Below are 18381 nucleotides of genomic sequence, written 5' to 3' on the forward strand. Positions count from 1 at the left end.
TTCAAACTTAGAGGCTTCCCGCTTTTACTTTTTTAAATTCTTCCGTCAGCATCGGCACTACTTCAAATAAATCCCCTACAATGCCATAATCCGCTACTTTAAAAATATCAGCGTCCGGATCTTTATTGATCGCTACGATCACTTTTGAATTGGACATGCCGGCTAAATGCTGAATCGCTCCGGAAATACCGCAGGCAATATACAAATCAGGCGTAACCACTTTGCCGGTCTGGCCGATTTGCAGAGAATAATCACAATAATCGGCATCACAGGCTCCGCGTGAAGCACCTACTGCGCCGCCAAGCACTTCTGCCAGTTCTTTAAGCGGCTGAAATCCTTCTTTGCTCTTGACCCCGCGGCCGCCGGCAATCACAATTTTGGCTTCTGCCAAATCAACGCCATCTGCTGATTTACGAACTATTTCTTCAACGGCCGTCCGCAAGTCTTTTATCGAAGCGGATACAGAAGAGACATCTCCGGAACGCCCTTCATCTCTTTTGAGCGGTGCAATGTTATTCGGCCGGATTGTCGCAAACAGCAGGCCTTCGTCTATCATTACTTTTTCAAAGGCTTTACCCGAGTAAATCGGGCGTGTAAAGACGATTTGTCCGTCCTCTTCTGAAATATCCGTCGCATCAGATATTAAGCCGGCATTTAATTTAGCAGCCAATTTTGGTGATAAATCTTTTCCCAGTGCTGTATGGCCGAAAAGAATTCCGTCCGGCTGTTCCTGGTCTAAAACCGCCATAAATGCCTGTGTAAAGCCATCTGATGTATAGTGGCTGAGATTTTTATCTTCGACTACGATTCCCCGGTCTGCTCCGTATCGAATCATTTCCTGGGCCAGCGGCTGAACAGAATCGCCAATCAGCACGCCGACGACTTCACCGCTCTGTGCCGCTGTTTTTCCTGCCGCAATTGCCTCAAACGATACATTGCGAAGCTGCCCACCACGCGTTTCTCCAAGCACCATTATTTTTTTTGGCATAAAAATCCCCTCCTTAATAATCAAATGACTTTCGCTTCAGAACGGAGCAGTGCGGCCAGCTCTTTTACTTGATCAGCTGTGTCTCCTTTCAGAATTCGGCCCGCTGCTTTTTCGGGAGGCATAAATCTGTCAGTTGTTTTTGTTTTTGGTGCTGCCTCCTCTTCATCCAGGTCTAAATCATCCAGCTCCAGCTCTTCCAGCGGTTTTTTCTTTGCTTTCATAATACCCGGCAATGAAGGATACCGCGGTTCATTCAATCCCTGCTGGCATGTGACAAGAAGCGGTAATGATGTGCTGATTTTTTCCTGGTCCCCTTCTACGTCCCGTGTAATCAGCACATTCTGTCCATTTACTTCAATATTAGTGATAGTTGTTACACATGCGATGCCAAGGCCCTCTGCAACCCTCGGTCCGACCTGGCCGCTTCCTCCGTCGATAGCAACATTGCCTGCCAAAATGATGTCGGCTTCTTTATCTTTCAAATATCCCACCAGTATTTTTGAAGTCGTATACTGGTCTCCTTCCTCAATATCTTCTTCTGAATTAATTAAGACCGCTTTGTCTGCTCCCATCGCCAATGCGGTCCGCAGCTGCTTTTCAGCGTCATCATTTCCAACGGTAATAACTGTTACTTCGCCGCCATGCTTATCACGAAGCTGAATCGCTTCTTCTATGGCATATTCGTCGTAGGGATTAATAATAAACTCGGCTCCGTCCTCTTGAATGCGGCCGTCCGAAATGGTGATTTTCTCCTCCGTATCAAACGTTCTTTTCATTAAAACGATTAAGTTCATCTGGCTTTCTCCCCCTTTGTTCGATGTTTACTTGCTGGAAAATCCCCTCAGCAGCATATTTGTCACCTCTTGCGACGATGCTGCCAGATTATATTTCTGGTCATTCATAACCCAGGTTGTAACCATTTCATCCAGTGTGCCAAAAATCATTTGCCGGGCAAGCCGAACATTCAGGCCCTGGTTGAATTCCCCGCTTTCAATCCCCGTTTTTAAAATTTGGTCAATCAGCAGCAAATAGTCCTTCAGCACTTCATTAATTTTAAGCCGAAGCTCCTTGTTTGACTGCCGAAGTTCAAGCTGTGTCACAACAGCGAGGTGCGGATCTTCAGTTAAAAGGGTGAAGTGATTTTGAACAAGTGATTCCAGCTGCTCAGCTGCCGTTTGTTTTGCTTCAATGCTTTCCGCTGTTCTTGTAACGAACGTTCCCATTTTTTCCTGAAATAATGAGATAAGGATATCTTCTTTATTTTTAAAATATAAGTAGATCGTTCCATCGGCCACACCGGCCTGCCGGGCTATTTTTGAGACTTGTGTCTGGTGATAGCCGTTTTCAGCAATTGCAACAACAGCGGCATCGATGATTTGATGATATTTAGGTTTGTTTTTTTTCACGAAACAAGCCGCCTTCCTGTAAAATCGGTAATGAATGACTATTCATTCACGGATTAATCTTATCCTTCTTTTTCGATTTCGTCAAGAGGACAGGCTGTTTATTCAGTTCCTTGTTTTTCTTCCTCTATGAGCACACGGCGAAGAATTTTGCCGACAGCGGTTTTTGGAAGCTCTTTGCGGAACTCGTAAATGCGCGGTACTTTAAAGGCGGCTAAATGCTGCCGGCAGTAGTCGTCAAGCTCCTGTTCTGTAATATGCCGGCCTTCTTTGAGAACTATAAATGCTTTTACGGTTTCACCGCGATAGGGGTCCGGCACTCCGACCACAACAGCTTCCTGAATCGCTTCATGCTCATACAATACTTCTTCGACTTCACGTGGATAAATATTAAAACCGCCTGCAATGATGATGTCTTTTTTGCGGTCTACGATATAAAAAAATCCCTGCTCATCCATATAGCCAATATCACCTGTTAAAAACCATCCATCTTTAAATGACTGCTCGGTTTCCTGCGGCCGGTTCCAGTATCCCTTCATTACCTGCGGGCCTTTGATAGCAATTTCTCCTTTTTCCCCCGCTTTTTCAACCGGCCGGCCCGTCTGCATAGATAAAATAACTGCTTCTGTATCCGGCCATGGAACGCCGACACTTCCTTTTACGCGATGACCCCAAATAAAATTAGCGTGTGTGACAGGAGAGGTTTCAGTTAACCCATATCCTTCAACCAGTTTTCCGCCAGTTACTTCTTCAAACTTTTGCTGAACTTCGGCTGGAAGCGGTGCGGAGCCGCTGATACAGGCATCGATAGAAGACAGATCGTGCTTATGCAGGTCCGGGTCATTTAAAAGGCCGATATAAATAGTTGGTGCACCAGGAAAAATGGTTGGCTTTTGTTTTTGAATGGTTTTTAACGTTGTTTTAGAATCGAATTTGGGCAAAAGTACCATTTTATACCCCTGCATAACACCTAAAATCATTACAGTAGTCATGCCGTATACATGGAAAAAAGGAATAACGCCAAGAATGGCTTCTTCACCAGGACTGTATTTGTACATCCAGGCACCGCACATCGACGCATTTGCTACAAGGTTTTTATGTGTAAGGATAACGCCTTTCGGAAAGCCTGTGGTGCCTCCTGTATACTGCAGCACTGCCGGATCATTTTCCATATCTATCTGAACGGCTTTTTCTTGTACAGCCGGCTCCTCCATAATTTTCATAAAAAAATGGTTACAGCTCCGGTTTTCAATTTGGACGATGAGGCCGGTTTGCTTTTTTTGAATAAATGGGTAGATGATGCTTTTTGGAAATGGCAAATAATCTTTGATAGCGGTTACAATAATATTTTTCACATCTGTACGGCGAACCACTTTTTGAATACGCGGGTAAAGAAGATCGAGGACAATGATTGTTTTTGCGCCGCAGTCTTTCAGCTGATACTCAATTTCCCGTTCCTTATAAAGCGGGTTAAATTGAACAACGGTGGCTCCAGCATATAAAACACCGTAAAAACTGATGACTGCCTGAGGTGTATTCGGCAGCATAATTGCGACACGGTCCCGTTCGCGAATACCAATTTTTTTTAAATACGCCGCTAATTTAAGTGCAGATTCGTGCAGTTCCCTATAAGACAGCTCTTTGCCCAGAAAATGAATGGCTGTTTTGTCCGCATACTCGTCAGCAGCTCCGGTTAAAAACAGCGGAAGCGGCTGATCGGGATACACGAGCGCTTTTGGAATTTCTTTCGGATAATGGGCAAGCCACGGTTTTTCAGACATCTTCATCCACCCCTTTGTGAGAAGAATTCGTGCTATCTCCAGTATAATGAATAACTATTCATTTTTCAAGAAAAGAAAAAGCAGCTCTCCCTGCGAAAAACAGGATAAAAGAACTGCTTAAGAAAGGATCAGCCATTCACTGCCATGAAGATGATGCCAACTATTAAAAAAACCGCACAAAAACCAATAAGAACTTTTGCTAGTGTTTCCATTCCTTTTCCTCTTTTCTTTACAAAAGGGCCGCGCCGATCATATAGGACAGCCCTGCAGAAATTACGAATGAAATAAAGCCAACGGCACGATTGTCCCGCTCGATTTCTTTGTCAACATTAAAACTTGGCGTCAAAAACTCAAACATAAAATAACCGGCTAACAGCAGAATAAAACCAAAAATCCCCCAGCCGGCCATTGTCAAAACCGAATCATTGTGCAAAATGGAATGGCGAAACACGTTGGCAATGCCGAATATTTTGCCGCCTGTTGCCATCGCAACTGCCATGTTTCCTTTTTTAATTTCTTCCCAATTCCGATAAGATGTTACTAGTTCGAATACAGCCAGGCAGATGATAATGCAAATGGTTGCAACGCTGTAATAGCCGGCCATCTGCACATATTGATTTTCCCAAAAACCCGTCATGGCTCCGCCCCCTTACTTCAGTTCGGCAATCGTGACCCCAAGGCCCCCTTCGCCAGATCCGCCAAATCGAATATTTTTAACCATCCGGTGTTTTGTTAAATAACCGCGCACTCCTTTCATGAGGGCGCCTGTACCTTTTCCGTGGATGATAGAAACCTGGTGATACCCGGCCAACAGTGCATCATCCAAATACTTTTCTACTCTCTTCAGTGCGTCTTCATACCGTTCACCGCGCAGGTCAAGTTCAGAAGATACATGAAAATCCTTGCCGCGGATCGTTGCAATTGGCTTTGGCTCTTTTTTCTTCTCTGACTTAATAAATTGCATATCGGATTCAGCGACTTTCATTTTAATAATTCCCATTTGAACGACCCAATCATCGCCAGCCGCTTTTTCAATGATCGTGCCTTTTTGTCCGAAGCTGATTACTTTTACTTCATCACCGGGCTTCCATTCCCGCTTTGCCGGTTCAATAGCCGGTTTTTTCACTTTCTGCTCCGGCACTGCCCCTTCAAGTCTCTTTCTAGCCTCAATCAGTTCATGCTCTTTAACATTGGCGCTTCCTGCGAGCCGCAGCGCCCGAAGCTCCTTCATGACTTCCTCTGCTTCTGCACGCGCTTTTTCTACAATTTGAGCGGCTTCAGCCCGGGCTTTTTCTTCCATTTTTTCTTTTTGCTCGTGATAGGCGATCACTTCTTTTTGTAAATCCCGGTGAAGTTTCTCCGTATCCCGTAAATAATCACGTGTTTCTTTTTCATGCTGTTCCGCTTTGCGGCGGCTGGCATCAAGAGCCGCAATCATATTATCCACTTCATGTGAATCCGCGCTAAGCATATTCCGCGACTTCTCGATAATTGCCGTATCAAGGCCGATCCGTTTAGAAATTTCAAACGCATTGCTTCGGCCCGGAATGCCGATCAGCAGCCGGTATGTCGGGCTGAGTGTTTCTACATCAAATTCCACGCTTGCGTTGATAACATTCTCTCGATTATAGCCATAAGCTTTTAATTCCGGATAATGGGTGGTTGCAATAATGCGTGCTCCCCTGGCGATCACTTCGTCTAAAATCGAAATTGCGAGCGCTGAGCCCTCCTGCGGATCGGTTCCGGAACCAAGCTCGTCGAATAAAACCAGGCTTTCATGGTCGATTTCCTTTAACATACCCGCAATATTCACCATATGAGAGGAGAATGTACTTAAATTCTGCTCAATTGACTGCTCGTCACCGATGTCAGCGAACACAGACTGGAATACCGCTGTTTCTGATCCGTCCTCCGCTGGAATAAACAAGCCTGATTGAGCCATAAGAACAGAAAGCCCGGTCGTTTTTAAGGTGACCGTTTTCCCGCCGGTATTTGGACCTGTAATCACAATGGCTGTGTACTCTTTTCCGATTTCAATATCACTCGCTACCGCTTCGTCTGCCGGCAGCAGCGGATGCCGCGCTTGAATGTAATGGATATAGCCTTCTTGATTCAACAATGGCTTTGTTGCATTCATGGAGCGCGCGAATTTGCCTTTTGTAAAAATAAAATCAATTTCAGACAGCATTTTCGTCATCGTAAACAAGCCCGGCGCATGTTCCGCTGTTTCCTCTGACAGTTCACGCAGAATCTTTTCAACTTCATATTGCTCTTTTACTGTCAGCTCACGAAGCTCGTTATTTAAATTCACAACGGAGGCTGGTTCCACAAACAGTGTCTGTCCGGATGAGGACTGGTCATGAACGATGCCGCCGTAATGTGACCGGTACTCCTGCTTCACCGGAATAACATACCGGTCGTTTCGAATCGTCACAATCGCATCGGACAGCATTTTTTGTGCATTTTGCCCGCGCGTTAAGCTTTCCAGCTTTGAGCGGATTCTTGATTCAGCCGACCGCATCCCATGGCGGATATGGCGCAGTGTATCGCTTGCCGAATCGAGTACCCGCCCGTTTTCATCCACTGTATGTTTAATTCTATGCTCAAGATCCGTCAGGACAGGAATAACCGCTGTTTTTTCCGGTAAAATGCGCAGGGTTACCTGCCCTTCCGAGCGGACATCTTCAATAAATTTCCGGATATGGCGGCTCGCCGCAATCGTACTGGCAATTCTCATCAGCTCGACGCCGCTCAGAACCCCGCCAATTTGTGCCCGCTTTGCATGGGGGCGGATATCATAAATCCCGGCAAGCGGTACATTTCCTTTAATTCGGATAATGGCTGCCGCTTCCTCTGTTTCATCAAGCCAGCGCTGCACTTCTTCAGCATTTTGGGAAGGCTTTAATTGCTCGGCGAACGCCCGGCCGGCTTCAGAAGAAGCATACCCGGCCAATTTTGCAATGATTTTATCAAATTCAAGTGTTGCGAGCACTTTTTTATTCAAATAAATTCGACTCCTTTAAAGGCGTTACAAGCTGCGGATAAATGACATAAACTCAGCTTTTGGCCACGTGTTGATAACCGTTTCCGGCCGCAGCCACCCTTTTCTGCCCGCGCTTGCGCCTGTTTCCATAAATTCAAGGTGTTCGATGGCATGGGCATCTGTATTAATCATAATTTTTACGCCCGCTTCCTGCGCCTGCTTTAAATACGGGGCAGATAAATCAAGCCGATGCGGGTTTGCATTCAGCTCCAGCGCTGTATTTGTTTCTGCTGCTAATTTGATAAGCTCTTCCATATTGACCGGATAGCCGTCCCTGCGGCCGATAATACGACCGGTCGGATGGGCAATCAGCTTTACATACGGATTATGCAGGGCGGTTTTCAGACGCTCCATAATTTTTTCTTGAGATTGAGAAAAGCTGGAATGAATAGAAGCTATAACAAAATCAAGCTGTTTTAATACATCATCCTCATAATCGAGTGTGCCGTCCGGCAAAATGTCCATTTCAATGCCCGATAACACTTCGATATCGCTGAATTTCTCATTCCATTCTTTTATTTCTTCATTTTGCCGCAGAAGCCGCTCTGCGGATAGCCCGTTTGCCACTTTTAAGTATTGAGAATGATCTGTGATAGCCATATATTGGTATCCGCGCGCACGGCACGCTTCGATCATTTCTTCGATAGAAAACGCGCCGTCCGACCAGGCTGTGTGCATATGAAGATCGCCTTTTATATCGGAAAGCTGAACAAGGGTGCCATCTCTGTATTTATCGGTTTCTGTCCCGTCTTCCCTGATTTCCGGCGGGAAAAACGGCAGCCCCAAATGATGATAAAGTGATTCCTCACTTTCAAATGTTTTTACGCTTCCATCCGGCTGCTCAATTCCATATTCGCTTACTTTTTCATCCCGTTCCTTGGCAATCTGGCGTATTTTTACGTTATGGTCCTTTGAGCCGGTAAAATGATGAAGAGCGCTGGCAAACTGCTCAGGCTGCACGATGCGGAAATCAATCGATAAATCAAATTCTCCTTCAATGATCACCGACACTTTTGTCGGACCGGCCGCAATCACTTCTTTTATACCCGGCATTCCCAGAAGATGCTCTTTTACTTTTTCCGGCGCTTCGGTTGCGACAATAAAATCAAGATCCTTTACTGTTTCACGAAGGCGGCGCAAACTGCCTGCCCGTGAAAAGCGGCTTATTTCCTCAAAGCCGGCCAAATATGCTTCAATCTGCTCTGCAATCGGAAGGACATACATGATTGGCAGGCGGTCAGGCTGTGTGCCGGCTTTTTCAACCGCCAGAAGAATTTTTTCTTCGGTTTTTGCGCCGAACCCGGCAAGTGCCTGCACACGGTGCGCTTCGCATGCTTCTTTAAGTTCGAGCATATTCGTAATACCCAGCTCTTTATAGAGCTTGGCGATTTTCTTTCCTCCAAGGCCGGGCAGCCCTAATAAAGCCACAAGCCCTTCCGGCACTTCACCAGACAGCTCCGTCAGCACGGTGGATTCTCCCGTTTCCATGTATTCAGTAATAACGGCAGCCGTTCCTTTGCCGATTCCGGATAATTTCGTTACATCGTCAATTTCCGAAAGACTGCGGTCATCCTGCTCAAGTGCTGCGGCTGCTTTTCGGAATGCGGATATTTTAAATGGGTTGTCTCCTTTTAACTCCATATATACTGCAATTTTTTCAAGCAATCGAATAACGTCTTTTTTATTTACCATGTCGGTCACCTGCTTTTCTTTAATAGTAGCAGAAAAAAACTTCTCTACCAAATAGGAGAGAAGTTTTTCAGCCGTTAACGGCGCTTCGTTGTTTCATGTGGCTCAATTCCATTTTCATCTGTTCCAGCTCTTCTTCCATCTTCAAATAATCATTCACCATATTAACAGCCGTCAGCACCGCAATTTTCTGCGTATCGAGCGAAGCATTGCGGCTGCCGATTTCACGCATTTTGTCATCTACCATTTCCGTCACGCGGCGAATATGGTATTCTGATTCAGTTCCTACAATCGTATACTGATATCCGTAAATGTCAACTGTTAGGCGAGTCTTTTGTCCATTCGACAAATGCAAGGCCCCCATTTCTGTTGCAATTCTGTTATATATCATACCACGAGTCATTTACCGTGAAAAGGAAGAAAGTTTGGAGGGTGTCGATTTGAGTCATACTGTGCTTGTTGTCAGCAACAAAACATTACAAAAAATGAAGGATCATTACGGTGTCCCGGCCACTCTCCCCGCCGGAGCTGTGTTTGCTGCTAAAGTCGATGGATGCTCTGTTACTGGCTACCGTTCGGGAAAAGTGCTGTTTCAAGGCAAAAACGCCCGGCAGGAAGCAGAAAAATGGGACGGACAGACGGCGGAGCCAAAAACAAAAAAAATCTCCTTGCCGGGCGTTCATTTGCCAGAGGGATTTTCCGGCATGTCTGTGGCAGGAAGCGATGAAGTCGGCACCGGTGATTATTTCGGACCGATTACAGTGGTCGCCGCTTATGTTGAAAAAAGCCAGATTGCCGAGCTTCAGGCACTCGGCGTCCGTGATTCTAAAGATATGAAGGATCCGGAAACTATCCTTATTGCTAAAAAGCTGTTAAAAGCGATTCCGTACAGCCTGCTTATTTTACGAAACGAAAAGTACAATGATCTGCAGGAAAGCGGTATGTCGCAGGGAAAGATAAAAGCCATTTTGCATAATCAGGCGCTCGGCAAGCTTCTTGACAAGATGCAGCCGCAAAAGCCTGAAGCCGTGCTTGTCGATCAGTTTGCTGAAAAAACAGTTTATTACCGGCACTTAAAAGGCCAGAAGCGGATTATAGAAGAAAATGTCTTTTTTAGTACAAAAGGAGAAAGCGTGCATTTGTCGGTTGCAGCGGCTTCTATTTTAGCGCGTTATGTATTTTTAAAAGAAATGGATACACTGTCTGAAAAAGCCGGTTTTGCTATCCCGAAAGGTGCCGGCCCGATGGTAGACAAAGCCGCGGCCCGCCTTATTCAAACATACAATGAAAGTGTGCTGCGCCACTTTACAAAGCTCCATTTTGCCAATACGGAAAAAGCGAAGCGGATTGTACGCGGGGGAATGTAAAGAAAAAAGCGTAATGAGCGGCCGCTTCTCATTGCGCTTTTTTTCTTTTATTCGGGCAGCATATCTCCTTTTAAAAGCGCTTCGCCAATTCCATTCGGACTTTCTTTATCATTCCAGTAAACGGGTATATTTTCCGGTATCTGCCGGGCATCTAGTTTTCGAATGATTTTTTTATTTTGTTCGTCGGGATAATAAAAAAGATTTTTTTCTGTTCGATACGGGCTGCTTATGCCATAATGCCTTCTATTTTTTTCATTTACAATATACGCACCGTCAAAATTCCCTTTTTTTACTTCTGCCCCTGAAACTTCTTTTACTCTTCCGGCGACCCATTTTTTTAATGCTTCATGTTCAATATCCACTCCACCTTCCATAAAATAGTAAAAATCCCGTATGTATTCAATTATTGGTTTCAGGTAATCATTTTTCTCCTGCTGAAGCTTTTTTTCCTGCTGATAGGATTGAAAGCCTGATTGTATAAAAGCTAAAAAAGCTTTAATGGTATGTTTCACGTATTCATATATAGGCTCCGTCTGCCCGGATGCCTCCTGCTTTACATACTCAGCCAGCATTCCGGCAATGGATGAGAGCTGTTCTTCGCCGCTGTCCTGCCATGTTAAATGTACGCACGGAAGATTCATTCCTGCTTCTCTGGCATCATGAAGAAATTCTTCAAATTCGCAAACGGCAGCCCTGCTTTTTTGGGGGAGTTAAATAAATGAACGAAAGAGAAGGCAAAGGCGCCTGCGCTCCTTCAGAAGTGTAATAATTTTGGAAGCCTGCCGCTTCTTCAAATAATTGCTTTCCGCCTTTTACAATGGCGCCATCTTTAATTTTATTTTCAATACAAAAAGCGAATAGGGGTACTTTATCTGCAGACTGCCTGTTAAACAATTCAATCACTATATCAATATCACGCGTTTTCTTTTTGAAGCGGTCCTCATAACTGATTACAGTGAGTTCAGCCTGCACCCTTACTTCAAAAAAAGATTGACTCGATAAATCCCGAATTCTCCCTTCATAAATCAACTCTTTGTAAAATTGAGGGCTGCTCATAACAATCGGCTCTAAAAACCGTTCAACTAATTTGGACCCGAGGCCGTGATTTTCATTCGGGTCCAGCAAATAAGCAAGAAAGGAACTGACATTTGGCTCATTGATCGAACCATCATTAGAAGAAAGCACCTTAAAAATATTCATCATTTCTCTCCTTAAAAAAGCAGTCCAAACGATGTTGGACTGCCCCGTTTCATTCTTATGCACGCAGATCTGCATCTGCTTTTTCTTTTAGTGCAGCAAGTACTTTCTCATGTACAGCCGTCACTTCTTCATCTGTCAACGTTTTTTCGGGGTTCATGTATGTGAGTGCAAAAGCCACTGATTTTTTGCCCTCTTCCATTTTATCTCCTTCGTAAACATCAAACAGATGCACCTTCATTAGAAGCGGTCCGCCTGCTTCTTTAATAATTCCTTCAAGCAAAGCAGCTTCAGCCGTACTGTCCACTACGAGGGCAATATCACGGCTGATAGACGGAAAGCGCGGAATCGGCGTGTAACCGAGATTTTTCCGTTCCGCATGTAACAAAGCATCCAGCTTCAATTCAAATAAATAAGCTTCTTTTAAGTCCGCTTCTTTTGCCAGTGCAGGATGAAGCTGCCCGATCACACCAACCGGCTGCCCATCCAGCAAAACAGATGCTGTCCGTCCCGGATGAAATCCTTCCGGTGCTGCTTTTTGGAAGGACAGGCGCTCCATTAAGCCAAGCCGTGCAGCAAGCCCTTCAATCACACCTTTTACAGCGAAAAAGTCAGCAGCTTTCTTTTCTCCCTGCCACAAATGTTCCTGCCAGAGACCCGTAACAATTCCGGAAACCCGCTCTTCTTCTTTCGGCTGCACATTTTCTCCTTCATTCAAGTAGATCGAGCCTGTTTCATATAAAGCGACAGAGCTCGTTTGCCGGGCGCTGTTATACGCAGCGGCTTCTACTAAATGCGGAAGCAGGCTTTCACGCAGGTAGGCGCGCTCTTCACTCATCGGCATGGCAAGAGCAACCGGCTGGCGCACTTCAAGTGCAAACTGCACTGCCCGCTTTTCAGAGGTTAACGAATACGTCACTGCCTGAGTAAACCCGGCGCCCTCCAGATAGCGGCGCACGATGCGGCGGCCATGCTGGTACGGTGATAACCCTCCCGGCAGTGATTCACCTTCCGGCAGCGTAAGCGGAATATGATCGTAGCCGTAAAGGCGTGCCACCTCTTCCGTTAAATCCTCCGGAATCGTAATATCACCGCGGCGTGTAGGTACGGTTACTGTAATTTCATCTCCGTTTACTTCTGTTTTAAATTTCAGGCGGCTGAAAATATCCTGTACATCACCCATTTGCAGATCAGTGCCGAGGCGCATATTTAAACGGTCAAGAGTAATGGATACCCGTTTTGGTTCAGGATTGTATTCACCAGCCGTCACACGTCCGGAAAGAACCCTTCCATCAGCTAAATCGGCCATTAGTTCCGCAGCACGGTCGCACGCTGCCTCAATGCGCGACGGATCAACGCCTTTTTCAAAACGGGCGCTTGCTTCTGAACGAAGCCCATGTGCTTTCGAAGCCGTTCGGACTGTTTGCCCATCGAAATAAGCCGATTCAATCAAAACGTTGACAGTGCCTTCATGCACTTCAGAATTGGCTCCGCCCATTACACCGGCAAGGGCAATCGGCTCCTGGCCATTTGTAATAACCAGCTGATCGGCCGATAAAGTGCGCTCTGCGTCATCCAGCGTAGTAAATTTTTCGCCCTGTTCGGCACGGCGCACAACAATTTCTCCTGTTTGGACACGATCAAGGTCAAACGCGTGAAGCGGCTGGCCGTACTCCATTAAAACATAGTTGGTAATATCGACAACATTGTTATGCGGGCGGATGCCGGCATTCATCAAGAGTGTCTGCATCCAGAGCGGCGACGGGCCGATCTTCACATTTTTCACTACACGGGCGACGTAAACAGGATTGTCTTCAGGCGCATCAATTCGGATGCTGACCGCGTTTGCTGCCTGTTCATCTGCTTCAGCCGGGCTTGGCTCGGGAAGTGTTACGTCACGGCCTAAAATAGCAGCAACCTCATAAGCCACTCCGATCATGCTGAGCGCGTCTGAACGATTTGGTGTCAGAGATAATTCCAAAATCGCGTCATCGCGGTTTAAGGCAGCAAGCGCGTCTTCTCCCGGTGTTACGTCTGTTGGGAAATTAAAAATGCCTTCTGCATACTCTTTTGGGTTTAAGCGGCTTTCAATGCCGAGTTCGGATAACGAGCAGATCATGCCGTTTGACTCTTCGCCGCGGAGCTTTGCGCGCTTAATTTTAAAATTGCCCGGCAGCACCGCGCCTGTTTTCGCTACAGCAACATACTGGCCGGCATCCACATTTTTGGCGCCGCAAATAATCTGCACCGGTTCTTCTTCTCCTATATCAACAAGGCATTTACTTAATTTATCAGCATTTGGATGCTGTTCGCGTGTTTTTACATACCCGACAACAATCCCTTTCATTTCGGAAGCTGGCAGCTCTACACCTTCTACTTCAATACCAGCGCGCGTAATTTTTTCCGCCAGCTCTTCCGGCGTTTGATCGGCAATGTCAACATACTCTGACAGCCATTTATATGAAACAAACATGTGTCAATTCCTCCTTATTCGTGTACAGAAAATTGCTGTAAAAAGCGAAGATCGTTTGTGTAAAAATGGCGGATATCATCAATACCGTATTTCAGCATCGCAATACGCTCCTGTCCCATTCCAAAAGCAAAGCCGGAATAAACGCTTGAATCAAATCCAGCCATTTCGAGCACATTTGGATGCACCATTCCGGCACCCAGCACTTCAATCCAGCCGGTCCCCTTGCAGATCGAGCAGCCTTTTCCGCCGCACATGCAGCTGACATCCACTTCCACAGACGGCTCTGTAAATGGGAAAAAGCTCGGACGAAGGCGGATTTCACGATCTTCGCCAAACATCTTTTTCGCAAACACATCCAGTGTGCCTTTTAAATCACTCATCCGGATATTTTCGCCGACCACAAGCCCCTCAATCTGATTGAACTGGTGGGAATGTGTGGCATCATCGCTGTCGCGGCGGTACACCTTGCCCGGACAGATAATTTTCACCGGCCCTTTGCCTGCATGCTTCAGCATCGTCCGCACCTGTACGGGAGAGGTATGCGTGCGCAGCAGCAATTCCGGTGTAATATAGAAGGTATCCTGCATATCACGTGCGGGATGCCCTTTAGGCAGATTGAGCGCTTCGAAGTTATAGTAATCCTGCTCTACTTCCGGCCCTTCCGCCACTGTGTAGCCCATTCCAATAAACAAGTCTTCAATTTCCTCTGTGATGCGTGTCAGCGGGTGCGGGCCGCCAGCTTTTACCGGCCGTCCCGGCAGTGTTACATCGATCGCTTCTTCCGCCAGCTGCTTTTGAATCGCTTCTGACTCCAGCGATGCCTGCTTTGTTTCAATCGCTTTTGTGATTGCTTCACGCACGACATTCACAAGCGCTCCCATTTTCGGGCGTTCTTCTGCAGAAAGCTTGCCCATGCCTTTCAACACTTCCGTAACCGGCCCTTTTTTGCCAAGATACGCTACACGGATGTCATTTAATTCTTTTAAATCCTGTGCGGCCGCTGCTTTCATAACCGCTTCTTCCTGCAGTCCTTTTAACTGTTCTTCCACGTTTTTTCCTCCTTTTTGGCAACAAAAAAAGCCCCGTTCCCGGAAAGGGACGAGGCTTCTGATATCGCGGTACCACCCTTTTTAACGCGCAAAAAATACACACGTTCACTTCATTCAGATAACGGTATAAAACCGGTATGCCTTTACACATTCGTGGTCCAAGCACCGGCTCGGGAGGTGAACTTCGGCCGTTTCCTTTTAAAAATGCTTTCAGTCCGGGCATTTTCTTCCTGGAAAAAGAAAGTCGGCGTACTTTTCTCCGTCATTGCCTTTTTAAGTATCAAATTTATACTTATTCATTATAGACAACCCGTTTTTGAAATTCAATTATTTTCCCGAAAATGATACAGAAGAATTCCTGCTGCAACCGCCACATTCAGCGATTCGCTCCGGCCGAAAATCGGAATATAAACGTTTTTTGTTGTTTTCTCAAGAAGCTCCGGGCGTACGCCGCTGCCCTCGTTGCCAACGAGCAGGGCAAACGGCCCCGCCTGTTCTTCTCTGTAATCAGCTGCTCCTTCCAGGGCCGTTCCATAAACCGGAATCCCCCGCTTTTGCAGTTTCTCAACCGCTTCCGTTAAATCTACGCTTAAAACAGGCAGATGAAAATGACTTCCCTGTGCCGAACGAAGCACCTTTGGATTATACAGGTCAGCAGACCCGCGGCTGAGCAGCACTCCGTCAATTCCGGCTGCATCGGCTGTCCGGATCATAGTGCCGATATTGCCGGGATCCTGCACGGCATCCAGCAGCAGAAATGCTTTTCCTGCCGGGAGCTCTGCGGCCTCCTGTTTCCGGCATACCGCAAAAACACCCTGGCCGTTTTCCGTGTCAGAAAGCTTTTGCGCTACATCTGCCGAAATCATCGTAACGTTCAAACCATCCATATTCCATGATGCCGGTACGGCTGCTTCTTCTGATAAAAGCACTTCCTCCACTTGCTCTTTGTAACGCAGTGCTTCCTCAACAAGATGAAATCCTTCCAGCATATAAAGACCAGTTTTATCGCGTTCTTTTTTTGTCCATAGTTTATTCAGCTGTTTTATATGTGTGTTATTCACGGATTGAATGTAAGTCAATTTTATTCTCCTTTCGCCGTAATTCATTATAGCATTTCTCTGTATAATGGGTGCTGCAGTGGTAAAAATAATCAAAACAAGGAGGGATACACATGAATTTACGAGGCGCTGTTATTCAAAATTTAAACGGGCAAAATCCAAATGAATTATCGGCTGTTATTCAAGACGCAATTTCAAAAGGCGAAGAAAAAACGCTGCCGGGCCTTGGCGTGATGCTTGAACTTTTCTGGAAAAAAAGCACAGCAGAAGAGCAGAAAGTTGTATTAGAGCGCATGGCATCCGCTCTTCAGTAACACACAAAGCCGCTCACTGTAATGTGAGCGGCTTTCTTTTTAATCGAATGTAATCGTGTTAACCGTATCGCGGTCGAGGCGGAGAATCACTTCTCCAAGCAGCTTCACTGCATTTTCATAATCATCACGATGAAGCATCGCTGCATGGGAATGGATGTAGCGAGTTGCGATTGTGACAGACAGCGTCGGCACACCGTTGCCCGTTTTGTGGATTTCACCGGAATCTGTACCGCCGCCTGCCATTGCATCAAACTGGTATGGAATATTCAGCTCATCAGCAACATCGGTTACAAAATCACGCAGCCCTTTATGCGAAACCATTGATGCGTCGTATAAAATAATTTGCGGCCCTTTCCCCATTTTGCCCATCGCTTCTTTTTCCGTTACACCCGGCGTGTCACCCGCAATTCCTACGTCTACCCCAAAAGCAATATCCGGCTGTATCTGATGAGCGGATGTTTTCGCCCCGCGCAGGCCGACTTCTTCCTGTACGGTTCCAACGCCATATAGGACGTTTGCATGCTGTTTCCCCTGTACATATTTCATCACGTCAATGGCAATGGCGCAGCCGATCCGGTTGTCCCATGCTTTCGCAAGCAGCATTTTTTCATTATTCATCACGGTAAATTCAAAATACGGCACGACCATATCGCCCGGACGGACCCCCCATTCCGCTGCTTCCTCACGGCTTGACGCACCGATATCAATAAACATGTCTTTAATATCCACCGGCTTTTTACGTGCTTCCGCCGGCAAAATGTGCGGCGGCTTTGAGCCGATTACACCCGTTACATCGCCTTTGCGGGTCACAATGGTCACCCGCTGGGCAAGCATAACCTGGCTCCACCAGCCGCCCACTGTTTGAAAGCGGATAAAGCCTTTGTCATCAATGCGGGTCACCATAAAGCCAACTTCATCCAGGTGGCCTGCCACCATAATTTTTGGCCCGTTTGCATCGCCTGTCCTTTTCGCAATTAAGCTTCCAAGCCCGTCTGTTGTAACTTCTTCCGCAAGCGGCTCGATGTATTTCCGCATAACCTCGCGTGCTTCACGTTCATTGCCCGCGATACCTTTTGCATCCGTTAATTCCTTCAGCATTGTTAATGTTTCATCGAGTTTCTTCATGGTTTATTCCCCTTTCTTAATAGCCTGACTGCTGGCGCTGATAGTTTACTTCATTTTTAGCTATATACGCCTGTTCCACCTCTTCGGCTGAAAATCCAAGCATATCGCCAAGTGTAAAATACCGGTTCATCAGTGACTGGTAAGACTCTTTTGTTTTTTTCTGCTGAAATACATGCACAGCTTCCATTACCCGCAAAAATTGTTCCGTTTCTGTTGCTGCATAGCCTTCAACTGCCGGCACTGTTTCTGTTAAGCGGGTTAAAATACCGAGAGACAGGATAAAATGCACGCCATCCACAAACTCTTCCAGAATGATTCTTCTTTCTGAAGGGCCCCTTTTGCTCCAGAATTTAAAGCAGCGTGTTTCATTCGCCAGCTCGCCAACTTCTACAAGCAATGCCAGCACTTTCTGGCTGAACAAATCAGCCCCTTTTAAATTATGCCCTTTTTCTATGTATTGGTCGAGCCCGCGCTGCATCTCGTACAATTTTTCAATATTCAAATCGCTGTTCCCCCTATCATTGCCAAAACGACAAGATCGATTACGGCAAGCACTGGCATCCCGTATTTAAATGACGAATGCCTCGTTTTGTGGCGGTACGCCTGCATGGCGGTATAGCCTCCCGGGGCGCCGCCCGCAAGCGCCAGCAGCCAGAGTGTCCGCTCACTTGTCCGATATCGGTTTTCCCGCGCTTTTTTCTTATCATTCCCCATCACAACATATGTAGTAAAATTGATTGCTATAAAATAAAAAAAGATGATTGACACCGCGGCACCTCCTTATATATTTTACCAGACTTTTAAAGGCGGCGCATAATTTACAGATCGCACAGCTGCCGCAGGGATCAGCCGCATTTGCACCCTCCTTATGCTTTTTTTTCAACAAAAAAACCG

General features: G+C 46.3%; 18 protein-coding genes and 1 other annotated feature. Of the genes, 2 read left to right on the forward strand and 16 right to left on the reverse strand.

From position 1 onward, the window contains the following. Positions 1–7: 7 nt before the first annotated feature. The 8 genes from VP98_RS04180 to zapA all read right to left on the reverse strand — a co-directional run bounded on the left by VP98_RS04180 (position 8) and on the right by zapA (position 9253). Entirely contained in the window at positions 8–988 is a 981-nt protein-coding gene (locus VP98_RS04180) for an electron transfer flavoprotein subunit alpha/FixB family protein (protein WP_046174010.1), read from the reverse strand. A 20-nt stretch (positions 989–1008) separates the two neighbouring features. Next, positions 1009–1782, reverse strand: coding sequence for an electron transfer flavoprotein subunit beta/FixA family protein (locus VP98_RS04185; protein WP_046174011.1), 774 nt, complete (start codon positions 1780–1782; stop codon positions 1009–1011). 27 nt (positions 1783–1809) lie between these two features. Continuing rightward, positions 1810–2394 (reverse strand): TetR/AcrR family transcriptional regulator, encoded by a 585-nt coding sequence (locus VP98_RS04190; RefSeq protein WP_046174012.1) that lies wholly within the window; start codon positions 2392–2394, stop codon positions 1810–1812. Positions 2395–2492: 98 nt separating this feature from the next. Beyond that, entirely contained in the window at positions 2493–4172 is a 1680-nt protein-coding gene (locus VP98_RS04195) for an AMP-binding protein (protein WP_046174013.1), read from the reverse strand. A 229-nt stretch (positions 4173–4401) separates the two neighbouring features. Further along, entirely contained in the window at positions 4402–4809 is a 408-nt protein-coding gene (locus VP98_RS04200) for a DUF350 domain-containing protein (protein ID WP_046174014.1), read from the reverse strand. A 12-nt stretch (positions 4810–4821) separates the two neighbouring features. Next, entirely contained in the window at positions 4822–7176 is a 2355-nt protein-coding gene (locus tag VP98_RS04205) for an endonuclease MutS2 (RefSeq protein ID WP_046174015.1), read from the reverse strand. Positions 7177–7200: 24 nt separating this feature from the next. After that, positions 7201–8907, reverse strand: coding sequence for a DNA polymerase/3'-5' exonuclease PolX (polX, locus tag VP98_RS04210; RefSeq protein ID WP_046174016.1), 1707 nt, complete (start codon positions 8905–8907; stop codon positions 7201–7203). Between the two features lie 67 nt (positions 8908–8974). Beyond that, positions 8975–9253: a cell division protein ZapA gene (gene zapA, locus VP98_RS04215; RefSeq protein WP_046174017.1), complete on the reverse strand. Its 279-nt coding sequence runs from the start codon at positions 9251–9253 to the stop codon at positions 8975–8977. Positions 9254–9344: 91 nt separating this feature from the next. On the opposite strand from zapA, the gene rnhC reads away from it, so the two are divergent. Then, positions 9345–10271: a ribonuclease HIII gene (gene rnhC, locus VP98_RS04220; RefSeq protein WP_046174018.1), complete on the forward strand. Its 927-nt coding sequence runs from the start codon at positions 9345–9347 to the stop codon at positions 10269–10271. 47 nt (positions 10272–10318) lie between these two features. On the opposite strand, the gene VP98_RS04225 is transcribed toward rnhC, so the two are convergent. The 5 genes from VP98_RS04225 to VP98_RS04250 all read right to left on the reverse strand — a co-directional run bounded on the left by VP98_RS04225 (position 10319) and on the right by VP98_RS04250 (position 16069). Beyond that, entirely contained in the window at positions 10319–10912 is a 594-nt protein-coding gene (locus VP98_RS04225; RefSeq protein WP_046174019.1) for a hypothetical protein, read from the reverse strand. Positions 10913–10943: 31 nt separating this feature from the next. Beyond that, the gene (locus VP98_RS04230) at positions 10944–11471 is read right to left on the reverse strand and encodes a PD-(D/E)XK nuclease family protein (RefSeq protein ID WP_046174020.1); all 528 of its coding nucleotides are present in this window, start codon (positions 11469–11471) and stop codon (positions 10944–10946) included. Positions 11472–11526: 55 nt separating this feature from the next. Next, positions 11527–13941, reverse strand: coding sequence for a phenylalanine--tRNA ligase subunit beta (gene pheT / locus VP98_RS04235; RefSeq protein WP_046174021.1), 2415 nt, complete (start codon positions 13939–13941; stop codon positions 11527–11529). A gap of 14 nt (positions 13942–13955) precedes the next feature. Beyond that, positions 13956–14990, reverse strand: coding sequence for a phenylalanine--tRNA ligase subunit alpha (pheS, locus tag VP98_RS04240; RefSeq protein ID WP_046174022.1), 1035 nt, complete (start codon positions 14988–14990; stop codon positions 13956–13958). Positions 14991–15032: 42 nt separating this feature from the next. Continuing rightward, positions 15033–15265, reverse strand: a binding site (T-box leader). Between the two features lie 48 nt (positions 15266–15313). Further along, positions 15314–16069: a TrmH family RNA methyltransferase gene (locus VP98_RS04250; RefSeq protein ID WP_156151298.1), complete on the reverse strand. Its 756-nt coding sequence runs from the start codon at positions 16067–16069 to the stop codon at positions 15314–15316. A gap of 92 nt (positions 16070–16161) precedes the next feature. On the opposite strand from VP98_RS04250, the gene sspI reads away from it, so the two are divergent. Then, a complete protein-coding gene (gene sspI, locus VP98_RS04255) occupies positions 16162–16362 on the forward strand; it encodes a small acid-soluble spore protein SspI (RefSeq protein WP_046174025.1) in 201 nt (66 codons plus the stop codon). A 39-nt stretch (positions 16363–16401) separates the two neighbouring features. Here the strand turns inward: sspI and VP98_RS04260 are convergent, their stop codons facing one another. From VP98_RS04260 to VP98_RS04270, 3 genes are read right to left on the reverse strand one after another with little or no spacing between them, the layout of a single operon-like run. Then, the gene (locus VP98_RS04260; protein ID WP_046174026.1) at positions 16402–17487 is read right to left on the reverse strand and encodes a M42 family metallopeptidase; all 1086 of its coding nucleotides are present in this window, start codon (positions 17485–17487) and stop codon (positions 16402–16404) included. 16 nt (positions 17488–17503) lie between these two features. Further along, entirely contained in the window at positions 17504–17989 is a 486-nt protein-coding gene (locus tag VP98_RS04265; protein WP_046174027.1) for a dUTP diphosphatase, read from the reverse strand. Next, positions 17986–18255, reverse strand: a complete 270-nt coding sequence (locus VP98_RS04270; RefSeq protein ID WP_082087814.1) for a DUF1294 domain-containing protein — start codon at positions 18253–18255, stop codon at positions 17986–17988. The genes VP98_RS04265 and VP98_RS04270 overlap by 4 nt, the downstream gene beginning before the upstream one ends. Between the last annotated feature and the right edge of the window lie 126 nt (positions 18256–18381).

Source organism: Domibacillus indicus (assembly GCF_000970685.1).
Lineage (GTDB): Bacteria > Bacillota > Bacilli > Bacillales > Domibacillaceae > Domibacillus > Domibacillus indicus.